Source organism: Bacillus sp. AFS029533, from assembly GCF_002585125.1.
Classification (GTDB): Bacteria; Bacillota; Bacilli; order Bacillales; family Bacillaceae_G; genus Gottfriedia; species Gottfriedia luciferensis_B.
In genome coordinates this window covers 164,577-178,717 of record NZ_NUQC01000006.1, presented here as the reverse complement: position 1 = coordinate 178,717, position 14,141 = coordinate 164,577, and the positions used below count along the sequence as shown (strand labels likewise).

The following is a 14,141-nucleotide window of genomic DNA, read 5'->3' as shown; positions in this document are numbered from 1 at the left end:
GGTCCATGTCCTGGCACTTGACCGTGTCCTGGCACTTGACCGTGTCCTGGCATTTGACCGTGTCCCGGCATTTGGCCGTGTCCTGGCATTTGACCGTGTCCTGGCATTTGACCGTGCCCTTGACCTGGGCCATGTCCCTGTCCTTGGCCTTGGCCTGGTTGAGCATAACCCGGTCCAGGATATCGGCTATAAAGTTCATCAAATATCATGCACTCACCACCTAAATAGAATCATATCCCTATAGCTTATTAATTCTAATAATGGCATGAGCCAGTACTAAGACATTTAACTAATTTATTTTTTAAATTGATGGTTTTGCCTATAAGTTTAACCTATACTAAATACTTACCATAATTTAAGATTCAATATATTCCTCAAGCTCTTTATATAAAGCGGTACTTTTCAATTCTAATTCTTCAAGTTCTCGATGATAATTCTGTAAAATGTTTAAATCATTTTCAAGCAACATTTGTTTATTGATTTGACTGACTGCTTCTTCTAAAGAATAGATTTCATTTTCAATGTCTTCGATCGTTCGCATTTTTGTTTTTATTTTTATTGGTTTAGAATACGAATTTGTTTTAATCACTTTTTCTTTTTCTCTATTATTTCGATAGATCGTCATTTTTTCTTTTGCAATTTGGTAATCATCAATAAATTCGAAAATCCCACCATTGTCTAGCCAATAAATTTTTGAAAATAGCTTATTAATGAAATAACGGTCATGTGAGACAGAAAGAATCGTTCCGTTGAATTTCTCTAGAGCGTCTTCTAATACTTCTCTAGATTCAATATCTAAATGGTTAGTAGGCTCATCTACGATTAATAAATTAATGTCTTGATACATAAGTTGAGCCAATCTTAATCTCATTCTCTCTCCACCACTAAGTTGACTTACTTTTCGATAGACCATATAGCCATAAAATAAAAAGCCAGCTAATATATTACGTGCTTCACCTTCTGTAACATGTACTTCTTCTCTGAATTCCTGAAGTACGGTGTGATCCGAATGGACTGGTTCGTAATGTTGTGATAAATAACCGATTTTTACGTTACTACCAAGTTTAATTTTTCCTTCCTCGATTGATGATTGACCTAAAATCATCTTCAACAAAGTCGATTTACCCGTCCCGTTATCTCCTACAATAACTGCCCTTTCGCCATAGTATAAAGAAAAGTTAAGTTGATTAAATAAAACTTTGTCTACAAAGGATTTTGAAAGATTTTCTGCAACAATTACATCCTTGCCACTTCGACCAGATTCCTCTAATTGAAATGCCATTTTCTTTTTTTGTAATACCGGGCGTTTTAATCTCTCTATTCGTTCTAACGCTTTTTCCATACTTCTAGCTCTTCTGTGCAAACCAGCATTCGGTGGATTTGCTTGATTAGCCCATTCTCTTAAGCGTTTAATCGTTTCTTTCATTTTTTGTATTTTCTTTTGCTGCTCTTCATAAGCCTGGAATTCTTTTAGTAATTTATCTTCTTTTTGAATAACATATTGTGAATAGTTCGTATGGTAGACGTTAATTTCTCCATCTTCTAATTCTAAAATATGATTGACTACCTCATCTAAAAAATAACGATCATGCGAGATGACAATAATCGTTCCTTCATACTCCTTTAAGTATGAACCTAACCACTCAATAGCAGATAAATCTAAGTGATTCGTTGGTTCATCAAGTAATAGTAAATCAGGTTGTTGTAAAAGGACGATCCCTAATCCAATTTTTGTTTTTTCTCCACCACTTAAAGAAGCAAATTGCTTAGTAAGTAAGTCGGTGATTCCTAATCCATTAGCAATTTTCGCAAGTGAAGCTTCCATCTCATAACCACCGTTATTGCTAAACTTCTCTTGTAATGATCCATAACTGACTAGCAATTGTTCTAAATTACGTTCATCTACTGTATTAGACATTTTCATTTCTAATTGCTTCATCTCATTTTCTATTTTTCGTAATTCTTCAAAAACAGTTAATAGTACATCCCTACTAGTCATCTCATCTAGAAAAACAGGAATCTGAGCTAAGTATCCTGTTTTTAATCCTTTTTTAAAATGAATTGAACCAGTATCAGGTGATTCTATACCCGTTAAAAGTTTAAAAATACTAGTTTTACCACTTCCATTTGCTCCAACTAAACCTACACGGCTACCTTGATGTATTTGAAATGATAATTCCGTAAAAAGTGAATTTCCACCAAACATTTTTGAAATTTTTTCTATACTACATGCAATCATGTTTAATTCTCCTTCTATTTTCCGTACCAATCCATAGAAAAAAGCCATAGATTAATGAACCCATCCATGGCTTAAATAATGATTTAAATAGAAGTGTGTAATCACACAATTATTTTATCAATTGAAGTCGTAGGAAAGAGTACGTTTTCGTTTTATTTGAGTTGTTAAATTGTTAAAATTGGACAGACGTATCCCGTTAACAGCTAAAAACGCAAATTTTGCACGACAATAATATAAAAACTCAATCATTTGTGCGCAAACCATTTGAAAACGTAACATCTTTTCTACACCTCCTTTTCGAACTTAAATTTATTTAAATTATAAAATATTTTAACTTTTAGCACAATACCTATTCTATTTGGCTATACTTAAAACTGTGACTTATTGTTCGCAATTCATATTTAATTATTCAAAAGAAAGAGGAGAAAAAATGAAAAATATTTTACCTCATATTTACGTTGAAAACTGTAAAGAAGAACTAGAGTACTACAAACAAATCTTTGGTGGTGAAATAAAAAACACACAAACCGGCGATGGTATGGAAATGTTCAAAGGGCACGAAGGAAAATACATACACGCAGAATTACATATCAATGAAAACTGTGTAATTTATTTTGCAGATGCTTTTAGACCATTAATAAAAGGTGACAATGTTTGGACAACGCTAGACATGAGTTCTGAAGATGAAATTAATTCAATCTATGAAAAGTTATCAAAAGACGGAGAAATACATATGGAGCTTCAAGACACATTTTGGAATTCTAGATTTGCTGTTGTAAAAGATAAAAATGGATTTACTTGGGAGTTAAATTATTCTAAGCAAGTGTAACCGAAAAAAATAAAAGCGAAGAACTTAAATTCTTCGCTTTTTCTATCCTATTACAATTGGGTTAAAATGATTGGCTCGCCTTTTGTTACAACAATTGTATGTTCACATTGTGCAACTAAGCTCTTATCTGGCGTCACAAATGTCCAGCCATCTCCTGACTCGATAATGTGGTCTGCATTTGCAGAGATAAATGGCTCTACTGCTAATACAAGACCGTCCTTTAATAACGCTTTATCCATTGGATCGAAATAGCTTAATATATGTTGCGGGCTTTCGTGAAGGCTTTTTCCAATTCCGTGGCCAGTTAGGTTTTCAATTACATTTAAACCATTTTTCATTGCTTCATTATATACTGCTCTTCCAATTTGGTTTTGCTTTGAACCTGCTTTTGTTTTTTTCATTGCAGCCCAAAATGCATCTTCTGCAACTTTACAAAGTTTCTCTTTTAGTAAGTCACCTTTCCCAACTACAAAAGAGATTCCAGTGTCTGCATAGTATCCATCTAATGCTGCTGACACATCGACATTAACTAAATCGCCATCTTGAAGTACTCTGTCTCCCGGAATTCCATGAGCAACTTCTTCATTAACACTAATACATGTTGTACCAGGAAAATCATACTCTTTTTGTGGGGCTGAAGTTGCACCATGCTCCTCTAAAACTTGTCTTCCGATTTCATCTAATTCTTTTGTTGTCATTCCAACGACAGCTCTTGCCTTCATTTCTTCTCTCGCTAATGCTACGATACGACCGATCTTTCTTAAAGCTTCTAATTCTTGTTCATTATTGATAATCATTTTACTGCTCCTGATTCTTTTAATAATTTGACTTTCTTATATTATGCCATAATATTACTATGTTATAGTCTTTTAAGCACTTATACAAGACAAAAAAGGCAGGATTAATGGAAGAGGTTTAGGGGACGAGATCGATTTTAAGTGACTAAGGCACCTTTATTTAACCTTGAAACGTATAAGGAACCGATGACTCTAATAATTTTTCAATTCCCTCCTTATGATAGGGCATTAATTGATTTGCCGTTTGGAGATCCATCCATTTAATTTGTAAGATTTCCTCTTCACGTGAAATGACTAGATCTCCACCGATTATTTTTGCACTAAATGTAATCAAGATTGCATGATGTCCTCTTTCAGGAAAAAAGGCTTCATTAATCGCTACAATATTGCCTACTTCCACTTCTAATCCAGTTTCCTCAAACGCCTCTCGTACTGCTGCCTGTTTTAACGTTTCATTTTCTTCAACAGCACCACCAGGTAATGTCCATACTTCATTTTCATTTTGAACCATTAAAACACTATTAGTTACTTCATCATAGATAAGCGTATAGACCACGTTGACCTTTTTCATTTTGTCACCTCTACTAGAACCTTAATATGCTTCGCACGGAATGCCATTATAACATCAATATTCAAACTTTTCAGTAAATCAAAGTAGCAAGTATTAAGAAACCGAACTTTCTGATGGATATGTTCTTTACACAAAAGTGGTAATTGGTATTGCCACAGTGGCTGTTACGATAATGGCGCTTGTTTTCTTTTTTTAAATTTTAATAAAAAAAAGCGTTCTTCGATAAAAAACGCTTTGTGTATTTTGAATTATATAAAAGTCTGTACAATCTTACCCTTTCCACCACTTACGTCTACTTCTGCAAATGCGCCATTAATTAATGTAATTTGAGGCGGCACATGCCCACAATCAATATCGTAAATTATTGGAATTTCTAATTCTTCCTTTAACTCATTATAAACATCTTCTATTGTATAGTTATCTACAGCTTGATTTGCAGCGCTCCGTCCAAATAATATCCCAGCGCAATTTTCAAACCATCCTGCAAGTTTCATTTGTACTAAGGATCTTCTAATATCAGTTGTATTCATTTCACAATTCTCGAAATACCAAATGATTGGTTCCTCTTCAATGTATTTACTTCTAAATGAACGTACATCTCCATAAGGAGTTCCGACAAGATGTCTAATCACATCAATACATCCACCTAGCAATCTTCCTTTGATATTCTCATCTTTATTCGATGTAGTTTTCCACTTTGTTTTTTCGGACAAATGAAATACATATGGTGTTGGATTTTCATGTTGCCATTTTGCTTGGAATAATTCTGATGAAGTTTGAGTGATCGAGTCACCGGATTTAGTTGCTAATACCTTCTGCCACATAGCCGTTGTTTCATCTGAATATTCTCCTCTTAAATCGATTAAATTCGTTCCGTGTGCAGTAGCTACCCCTGTTGTTAAAGTTAATGCTAATAAAATAATACTCGTATCAGAATATCCTAAAATCCATTTTTCTTTGAAGCTTTCGAATGCCAATTGATCAAGAATTTCGATTGCAAGCTCTCCACCCCATGGAGGAAAAATGAAATCTATTTTCTCATCATTCATCATTACATTTAATTCATTTGCACGTTTGTTAGCGTTCGCTGATTTTGCTTTGTCCTGCGTCCAAACAACTTCTCCACATTCCACTTTATATCCACCTTTTTCCATGCGGTTAATGGACTGCTTCATCAATTCATGGAACTGTTCTTTTAAGCCTGATGATGGTGCGGTCACCCCTATCGTTGCACCACTTTTTAAAACTGGATACTTGATCATCTTACCACCCATTTTCTTTTAATTGATTCTAATAGAATACGAAGGGATATACAACCAAAATTTCTAAATTCTGGATTATTCATAATTCCTACCCGATTTTCATTTTACTTTCATAAAACTTGTTTACATTATATTTAAATCCAGTAAGGAGGATTATGTAATGGAATCAATTGAACAAAAGCAAACAAATAAGACAACAAGTGCACCAATACAAAATATATTTAAAAAAGTTCCAGAGGTAACAATCTTTTTCTGGCTTACTAAATTGGTAACGACTGGTATGGGCGAAGTTTTTTCCGATTATATTGTAAAAACTTTAACACCAGTAATAGGTGTTGCAGTAGCTTTAATCGTCCTAATTCTATCTTTATACTTACAATTTAAAGTCCGTAAATATGTACCTAGTATTTATTGGTTAGTTGTCGTAATGATTAGTGTATTTGGTACAGTAGCCGCAGACGTTGTACACGTTGGTCTTGGGGTTCCGTACGTGATATCAACCGTATTTTTTGCAGTCTCGTTGGCAATTATTTTTATGATTTGGTATAAGATGGAGAAAACTCTTTCTATCCACAGTATATACACACGACGCCGTGAGATTTTATATTGGTCGGTCGTTATGGGAACTTTCGCATTAGGAACTGCAGCTGGCGATATGACTGCCTCAACAATGCATTTAGGTTATTTTACATCAGGTTTATTGTTTGCAGCTTTATTGGCAATACCCGTTATTGGTAGAAAATTCTTCAAGCTAAATGAAATTTTCTCATTCTGGTTTGCTTACATTATGACTAGACCTGTTGGTGCGTCGTTTTCTGACTGGAGTTCTGTATCTCAAAAGCACGGTGGACTTGGATTTGGTGGTGGGCCAGTAAGTCTAGTATTATCAATTATCATCATTATCCTAGTTGGATATCTTTCTTTTTCAAAGAAGGATGTACAAAATGAAGATGATGTTGTCGCCCAATCTACAATCGCTTAATAATATATTAAAGAAAAGAGCTGATGTTGAAATATTGTCATCAGCTCTTTTCTAATTTTATTATTATATTAGATTGTGTATCGCAATCAACACTAATATTACTCCACTAATAATGGAACTAAATTGCCCAAGCGACCATCCACCAATTTTCACATTGGCGACTTTTTTTCCTAACAGGACTCCTAACCAAATTGCCAAAAAGCTAAAAATACTGGCCGCTATCGATATTGCAAATGGTGAAAGTCCAATTAATCCAACACCTAATCCGTTCGTAAGTGCATTCATTGAAACAGCAGTCCCTAATATGATTGCTTCAAAACTACTTATATCTCCTGAATGGTCAACATCGGCTTTCTCCGGTGAACTTAAATAATTTGTAACGATATTTGATACTGATTCGTCATCATTATTTATTATGGTCTGTTTATCTTTTCTTGGAAAAGTAAGTAGAACAATTCTAAGTCCAATTACCAGTAAAAAAAATGCACCGATTACATTCGAAAGTGTTCCTGGAAACACTTTTGAAATATATTGACCTGAAACAATACCTGCTTCACTGAAAATAAACGCTATGATGGAAATAATTAAATTCGCTAATAAACCAACCTTTATACCTCGAATTCCATAAGTTATTCCTACTCCAAAATTATCAATACTAGATGAAAAGGCAAGAAATAAAACAGTGATCCAAATTGAATAATGCATAGTATATGCTCCTTACTTCATCCTTTTTCCGACAAAAGTTATTTGCCTAGCTTTTTATAACCTATGAAGAATTTATGATTAGTCAACTTGTTCAAAGTTTAAAAATTTACTAATAAAAAGATTATGAGAGTATAGACTTTTTAATAAACCTTATAAAAATGCTGAAACAAAAAGAGGTAAATGAGCTTTTACTCATTTACCTCTTTTTTTCTATATACCGATTTAGATGTTAATATACTTAGTTCATATAATAAAATTAACGGAATCGAGACAGAAATATGTGAAATAAAGTCTGGTGGTGAAATACAACACGCGACGATTACTAAGATAAAATATGCATATTTTCTCACTTTCTGTAAATAACTAGGCTTCACAATGCCGATTTTTGTTAAGAACATGATCACGACTGGCATATCAAAAAATGCAGCAAATGGAACGACTAGATTAAAAAGAAAAGAGAAATACTTATCAACAGTGTAGTTTTGTTCAAGCATACCTTGTCCCATTATCGTTAGGAATCTAAGGATATTAGGAAAAACAAAATAATAGCCAATAACTAATCCAAAAACAAACAGAAAAAATAGCGCGGGGATATAAAATCCTATCCCTTTTTGTTCAGAAGGATGTAAACCCGGTTTAACAAATAACCAAGTTTGCCAAGTTGCAACCGGTATCGTAAAAACGGCCGCAAAAACGGCAGATATCGAAAAATAGACCCATAATATATCCCCAGGACTTAGCACGACTAGTTTATATGTTAAATCCTTTGTTAAGAATTTATAAATGGGTTCTACATAAACGAGCCCAATTATAAATAGAACAATAAAAGTAACTGCTGTAATGATAATTCTTTTACGCAGTTCCTCAAGATGATCGACTACTTCCATTTCTTTATTCATATGAATTCTCCGCTTTGTCATTTACTAGAACAATTGTATTAAATACTTTTTTATCCCACTATGATTATTTCAAACAAATACAATTAGTTCAAATTAAAATTTCTTAATAAAAAACATGATATAAAAACAGATACTAATGATAGTAAATTGATTTTTAAATATGAGTAAGTTAGATAGGAAAATTAACTCAACAAAAAATCACTAATAAAAAAATAAGNNCTTATTTTTTTATTAGTGATATTAAACTAAAATCACAAGTTAATTATCCCTTACCTAATGGAACGACTAGTGGTGTATTGGCAACTGGATCATCAATTATTATGCACTTTAAACCGAAGACTTCTTCGACTAGTTTTGCAGTGATAATCTCCCGTGGATCTCCTTGTGCAATCACTTGGCCATCCTTCATAGCGATAATATTATCTGCATATCTCGCAGCATGATTCAAATCATGTAAAACAGCAACTAATGTATTTCCTTGTTGATTTAGATCTTTAAATAACTCTAACAACTCAATTTGATGAGCAATATCAAGGTAAGTCGTTGGCTCATCAAGTAGCAGCATTGGTGTTTGTTGGGCAAGTACCATCGCGACCCAAACTCTTTGTCTTTGTCCTCCGGATAGTTCGTCTACGTATCGATGTGACAAATCGCTCGTATTTGTAAGCTCCATCGCAGATATTACTGCTGCTTCATCTTCATCAGTCCATTGTCTTATAAGACTCTGATATGGATATCGACCATGTGCGATCAAATTCGCCACCGTTATTCCGTCTGGAGCTGTTGAAGATTGAGGTAATAGACCTAGTTTACGAGCTACTTCCTTTGACTTATAAGATGTTATAACTTTTCCATCTAGTAAAATTTGCCCTTCAGATGGTTTTAACAAATTTGAAAGTGTTCGAAGTAAAGTTGATTTCCCACATCCATTAGGACCAACAATTACTGTAAATGATCCGTCTGGAATTTGTACTGAAAGGTTTCTGGATATTACCCGATTATCGTATTTGATTGTAATGTTTTCTGTCCAAAGTCTAGACTCTGTTTGTATTGTCTTTTGGCTTTGAATTTCTGCCGCTGTTAACTTCATAATTCATTTTCAACTTCTTTCAATCAGAATATCGTAATACTTGAAACCCCTTGTGAGAAAGGTCCTACTAAACCTTGTTCATTTTTATTTCGTTTAAGTTGCTGATCGAGCTTGACGAAATAATAGCCACACTAAATATATTCCACCTAATGATAAAGTTACCACACCTACCGGAAAAATTGTTCCTGGAATTACTCTTTGCGCGAGAACATCCGCTCCAAGCAAAAGAAACGCTCCCATCATTGCTGCTGGTAAAATACTCTCCTCTGATTTGGTGATACGTTTAGCGATTTGTGGTGCAACAAGCGCTACAAAACTAACTGGCCCAATAACCGCTGTCGGAGCAGCCGTCAATGCAACTGCAATAAGAATCAGTAATAGTTGGGATCGTTCAATTCGAACACCATGAGATTTCGCAGCATCCATGCCAAACTCCATTTCACGCAATGGTCTGTTCATGATCCCAGCACAAATAATGAGAATAATGACAGCAATGGCTGGAGTAACTACTTGCTTCCAATCAATCCCATTTAATGATCCAACTCCCCAAGCCGCTGCAGTTAACGCAACCTCTGCATCACTTTTAATAAGGAGCATCGAATTGATACTTCCTAAGATCGCCGAAACTGCTATTCCGACGATAATAAGGCGAAAGTTCTGCGTTCCTTTTCGAAAAGCAAGCAAATAGATAAGGAGAGCCGTTGCGAATCCACCAATCAAAGCCCCACCAGCTACACTAATGTTAGAAGTCGACTTAGAAACAAGAAGCACAATAAGTGCTCCAGTATAAGAGCCTGAGGTAAAACCAATGATATCAGGAGACCCTAATGGATTCCGAGTAATTGATTGAAAGATCATGCCACTTATTGCTAAACCTGCACCAAAAATAATCGCAGCCACCACCCGTGGTAACCGCCATTCGACCACAACTGTTCTCGTCATCCCTGTCGCTTGGCCAATTAAAGCAGAAAAAACTTCATGAACACTCAATTTCAGTGTGCCTACCATTAATGCAAACATTGCAATTGCAATCGTGGCTATAAGAAGGATTGTCGTAACAATCATGCTCCTCACATCAATTCGCGCCTTTACAGGCCATTTCAGTTGTAGATAGTGCCTGCCATAATTAATGGGGCGCATAATATTCACTCCTTCTTACATTCAAACCTTTGCCACAAATCATTTTCATTTTATAATCCACTCGCTTTTCGTCTACGAACAAGAATCAGTAGAATCGGTGCACCAACTAGTCCCGTGATGATTCCTACTGGAACTTCTGAAGGTAACAATACAACTCTACCAATAATATCTGAAAGGATGAGTATGATAGGTGCTGCTACTATTGAGTATAGAAAAATCCAGAATTGGTCTGGACCGACGAACCATCGCACACAATGTGGCACCATTAAACCTATAAAACCAATTGGTCCCGCTATCGCAGTTGCCCCGCCAGCTAATAGTGTAATTGCAATCAAACCTACTGCACGAGTCACACCAACATTTACTCCTAAAGAGGATGCACGATCATCTCCGAAGGCAATCGCGTTTAATGCAGGAGTAATGACAAAAGCTAATAATGCACCAACGATTAAAATGGGTAGAACAAGCCAAAGGTCATCAAGACTTCTCCTAGCTAATGTCCCAACACTCCAGTTCAACATTCGTGCAAATGCCTTACTATTTATTAATGTCAATGATGTAGTAATCCCACTTAAGGTGGCCCCAAGTGCTACTCCAGCAAGTGTAATTTGTACAGGTGTGGGAGCTTTTTTCCCAGCTCCTCCACTTATAACATACACAGCAATTGTCGCAATTAATGCACCAGTTAGTGCAAACCACATATAGGCAGACATCGATGTAACAGAAAATACACCAACTCCGATTGCAACTGCAAAGGCTGCCCCAGCATTTACACCGAGAATACCGGGGTCCGCTAGTGGATTTCTAGTCAGTACCTGAATTAATGCTCCAGCAAGTCCAAATGCAGGTCCAACGATTAGTGCAATAAGTGTTCGTGGTATCCTCGTATTATGAATGATTGTGTGGTCATAGCTATTGTTTGGTGAAAACAACGCATCCCATACTACTCCAAAAGGTATGGATTTAGCACCAATCATTAAACTTAAGAACACTACAGCTACCAAAAGTAATAGTGCTACGATGAAGCCCAAAAATCGTTGCAACCGCATTGAAGTAATTGTCTTTTTATTTTCCTCAACTACTTGAGTCGTTTTGTTTTTTGGTTGCTTCATCGCTGTCACTGTTTTACTCCCCGCCTTCTAATGCTTTTTTAAACTGTTGTGGTAAATTATCGATTGCCCATAATAATGCAGGAACCGTTCCTGTTGAAAATGCGTTTGATGAATTTGTATCAAGAATTATTGATCTTCCATCAGCTACAGAAGGAATCTTCTGATAAAGTTTATTATTTGTTATCTCTTTTGGATCAACAAAAATAGGTAAAACAATCGTAAGATCAGCATTTAATAAGTCTAACTTTTCGTCAGCAACTTTAATAAAGAAATTACCTTTAGCTAATTTTTCAATCTCTTCCTTGTTTTTGAATCCAAGTCGCGTTACAAAATCAACACGAGAATCGCCTTTTACGTATGCACCAAAACCTGAAGAATCGTAAGCACCAACAGCAACCGTTTTACCTGCAAATTCAGGATTTGCCTTAGCTGCTTTATCAAATGCCACATCTACATCCTTAAGTAGTTCTTCACCTTTATCTACTTTACCAAGGGCTTGTGCAATCATTCGCACCTGGTCTGTAGTAGTCGTTAAATAATTATCTCCACCCTTAGGAACCCCTACCGTTGGAGCGATCTCTGAAAGGCGTTTGTATCGTTCTTCATCACCTGAAGATTTTACATCAAGAATTAAATCTGGTTTAAGAGAAGCAATTTTCTCATAATCAAGTTCCATTGTTCCAAGAATCGTTGGTGATTTTTTATATGCACCTTTTAACCAAGGTCCTACACCGTCACCACCAAAAGCAAGCCAGTCACTTGCACCAATTGGTTCAACTCCAAGACTTAGTGCCGTCTCTGCATCTCCCCAACCTAGAGCAACAACACGTTTCGGCTGCCCTTTGATCTCCACTTTACCGAATTTAGTATCAACTGTGACAGCCGATTCATTTGAAGACTTTTTATCAGACTTTTTACTTGAATCTGACGAACAGCCAACTAGACCAATCAATAAAAATAAAGACATAAAAATCCCAAGCAATTTGGGCATTTTGATATTACTAATCATTTCGTTCTCTCCTTAATTAACATTGAAGTTGATAATCATTTTCAATCATTAATTATACTAAAGCGACTTTTAATGTCAATATATTCCCATCATTGTTACAGAACTTTCAGAATTATCCACTTATCAGCTTTAATTATTTAATTAAGTGCCACTATTCTTATCTTCCATTTATTTACAACACTATGTACTTTAGCATTAACTTTTTATTTCATCTCATTATATTATAATAACATTTTTTTAACATAAAAGAATCAAAATTTGCTAAAATGGACCTCCCCATTATAAATAAGAAGCATTAATTAATTAGTATTAAGTAAATAGTTAAGAGCCTTTCAGTTAAAACACAATAAAAACAAAAGTCAGTAGCTGAACGGCCACTGACTTTTAAAAACTATCGAAAAACCCTTAATATCTTTACTTTCCTTGCTTAAGCTTAATGTAGTTTTCTTGTAGCTGCTCTAAACGCAACTTACCTTGTTCACGTTGAATTTTATTTTCTTCTTCAATCGCTTTCGTTTCTTGCATACCTTTCATAATGATATTCCAAGTTTCTTCCATCGTCTCGATCTTAATGCTAGGAGCTCCTGATAATTTAGCAATATCTACACTTTGCTGTGAAATTGTATTGGCATTACGTAATAATAGTTCGTTTGTTCTCTTATCTAACTCATTCATTGATTGAGCTACTAAATTTTGTCTCTTAGCTGCTATTGCATTAATTAATGCAGTTTTAAATATTGGAATTGTTGTTACAAAGGCTGAGTTAATTTTACCAATCAGTTTCGTATTACCACGTTGTAATAAACGAATTTGCGGAGCTGATTGATAAGCAACTTGTTTTGCCATTTCTAAATCGTAAGTACGTTGTTCAAGTAACTCAATCGCATTTTTTAATGAATCCAACTCCATCATAGCAAGTTGATTACCTGATCCAGCTCGTTCAGTTAAAGCAGGAAGCTGTGTTTTTAACTCTTCTGCTTTCATTTCTGCAGCTACAATATATTTTTCTAAGTCTATATAATATGCTACGTTTTGCTCGTAAAGTTGTTCTAATGTATTTGTAGATGTTTTCATTTCGTGTTCATACTTTGTAATTTCTACATAGACTTTATCAATTTCAGTACCCATTGATTGATATTTATCAAATAATTTATCAATTAACTTTTGACCACGATTAAAAATTTTTGAAAGAAACCCTTTTTCTTCTGCAAAATCTTTCGCATCGAAGCGGTCCATAATTTTCCCTAATTGTTTTAATAGAACGCTAGATTCTTCCATACTTGAAGCCTTAATTGTATTTAATATTTTACCTGAGAAGGTTGAAATTTCAGTTGCTGGTTCTTTCCCGTACTCCAATAAAGCTATTTGGTTTTTATGATCTATTGAACTAGCTAAACGGTGTACCTCAGGTTCATTTCTTAATTGCAATTTCATATCATTTGCATTCGCTTGTAAAATTTCATCTTGCTTTTCTAAACTAGTAAGTGTATTTATCGACATTTTAAG

15 protein-coding genes are annotated in these 14,141 nt (G+C 34.9%); 2 read left to right on the top strand and 13 right to left on the bottom strand.

Features of this window, described 5'->3' with window-relative positions:
• From COE53_RS03895 to COE53_RS23825, 3 genes are all read right to left on the bottom strand, one after another.
• A partial coding sequence (locus COE53_RS03895) for a hypothetical protein (protein ID WP_180242386.1) occupies positions 1-209 on the bottom strand: 209 nt, incomplete at its 3' end.
• Between the two features lie 146 nt (positions 210-355).
• A complete protein-coding gene (abc-f, locus tag COE53_RS03890) occupies positions 356-2,239 on the bottom strand; it encodes a ribosomal protection-like ABC-F family protein (RefSeq protein WP_098947484.1) in 1,884 nt (627 codons plus the stop codon).
• A gap of 117 nt (positions 2,240-2,356) precedes the next feature.
• Positions 2,357-2,518: an RAxF-45 family protein gene (locus COE53_RS23825; RefSeq protein ID WP_180242385.1), complete on the bottom strand. Its 162-nt coding sequence runs from the start codon at positions 2,516-2,518 to the stop codon at positions 2,357-2,359.
• Between the two features lie 151 nt (positions 2,519-2,669).
• Between COE53_RS23825 and COE53_RS03885 the strand changes: the two genes are divergently transcribed.
• Positions 2,670-3,068: a VOC family protein gene (locus COE53_RS03885; protein WP_069034871.1), complete on the top strand. Its 399-nt coding sequence runs from the start codon at positions 2,670-2,672 to the stop codon at positions 3,066-3,068.
• A gap of 50 nt (positions 3,069-3,118) precedes the next feature.
• Here COE53_RS03885 and map read toward each other — a convergent pair whose 3' ends face one another.
• The 3 genes from map to COE53_RS03870 form a co-directional block, all read right to left on the bottom strand.
• Positions 3,119-3,865: a type I methionyl aminopeptidase gene (gene map, locus COE53_RS03880; protein WP_025671231.1), complete on the bottom strand. Its 747-nt coding sequence runs from the start codon at positions 3,863-3,865 to the stop codon at positions 3,119-3,121.
• Between the two features lie 160 nt (positions 3,866-4,025).
• Entirely contained in the window at positions 4,026-4,436 is a 411-nt protein-coding gene (locus tag COE53_RS03875; RefSeq protein ID WP_098947483.1) for an NUDIX hydrolase, read from the bottom strand.
• Between the two features lie 248 nt (positions 4,437-4,684).
• Complete coding sequence (locus COE53_RS03870; protein WP_098947482.1) at positions 4,685-5,698, bottom strand: S66 family peptidase; 1,014 nt, start codon at positions 5,696-5,698, stop codon at positions 4,685-4,687.
• A 160-nt stretch (positions 5,699-5,858) separates the two neighbouring features.
• Between COE53_RS03870 and COE53_RS03865 the strand changes: the two genes are divergently transcribed.
• Positions 5,859-6,680, top strand: a complete 822-nt coding sequence (locus COE53_RS03865) for a COG4705 family protein (protein ID WP_069034874.1) — start codon at positions 5,859-5,861, stop codon at positions 6,678-6,680.
• A gap of 63 nt (positions 6,681-6,743) precedes the next feature.
• Here COE53_RS03865 and ytaF read toward each other — a convergent pair whose 3' ends face one another.
• From ytaF to COE53_RS03830, 7 genes are all read right to left on the bottom strand, one after another.
• Positions 6,744-7,385: a sporulation membrane protein YtaF gene (gene ytaF, locus COE53_RS03860; RefSeq protein WP_098947481.1), complete on the bottom strand. Its 642-nt coding sequence runs from the start codon at positions 7,383-7,385 to the stop codon at positions 6,744-6,746.
• 188 nt (positions 7,386-7,573) lie between these two features.
• Positions 7,574-8,284 (bottom strand): twin-arginine translocase subunit TatC, encoded by a 711-nt coding sequence (tatC, locus tag COE53_RS03855; protein WP_254664620.1) that lies wholly within the window; start codon positions 8,282-8,284, stop codon positions 7,574-7,576.
• Positions 8,285-8,546: 262 nt separating this feature from the next.
• Complete coding sequence (locus tag COE53_RS03850) at positions 8,547-9,374, bottom strand: ABC transporter ATP-binding protein (protein ID WP_098947480.1); 828 nt, start codon at positions 9,372-9,374, stop codon at positions 8,547-8,549.
• A gap of 93 nt (positions 9,375-9,467) precedes the next feature.
• Positions 9,468-10,514 carry a FecCD family ABC transporter permease gene (locus COE53_RS03845; protein WP_098947479.1) on the bottom strand — a complete coding sequence of 349 codons (1,047 nt, stop codon included), beginning with the start codon at positions 10,512-10,514 and terminating at the stop codon, positions 9,468-9,470.
• Positions 10,515-10,564: 50 nt separating this feature from the next.
• Positions 10,565-11,626, bottom strand: coding sequence for a FecCD family ABC transporter permease (locus tag COE53_RS03840; protein WP_286162535.1), 1,062 nt, complete (start codon positions 11,624-11,626; stop codon positions 10,565-10,567).
• Between the two features lie 13 nt (positions 11,627-11,639).
• Positions 11,640-12,635 carry an iron-siderophore ABC transporter substrate-binding protein gene (locus COE53_RS03835; RefSeq protein WP_069034880.1) on the bottom strand — a complete coding sequence of 332 codons (996 nt, stop codon included), beginning with the start codon at positions 12,633-12,635 and terminating at the stop codon, positions 11,640-11,642.
• A 414-nt stretch (positions 12,636-13,049) separates the two neighbouring features.
• On the bottom strand, positions 13,050-14,135 hold the full coding sequence (locus COE53_RS03830; RefSeq protein WP_069034881.1) for a toxic anion resistance protein: 1,086 nt from the start codon (positions 14,133-14,135) through the stop codon (positions 13,050-13,052).
• Between the last annotated feature and the right edge of the window lie 6 nt (positions 14,136-14,141).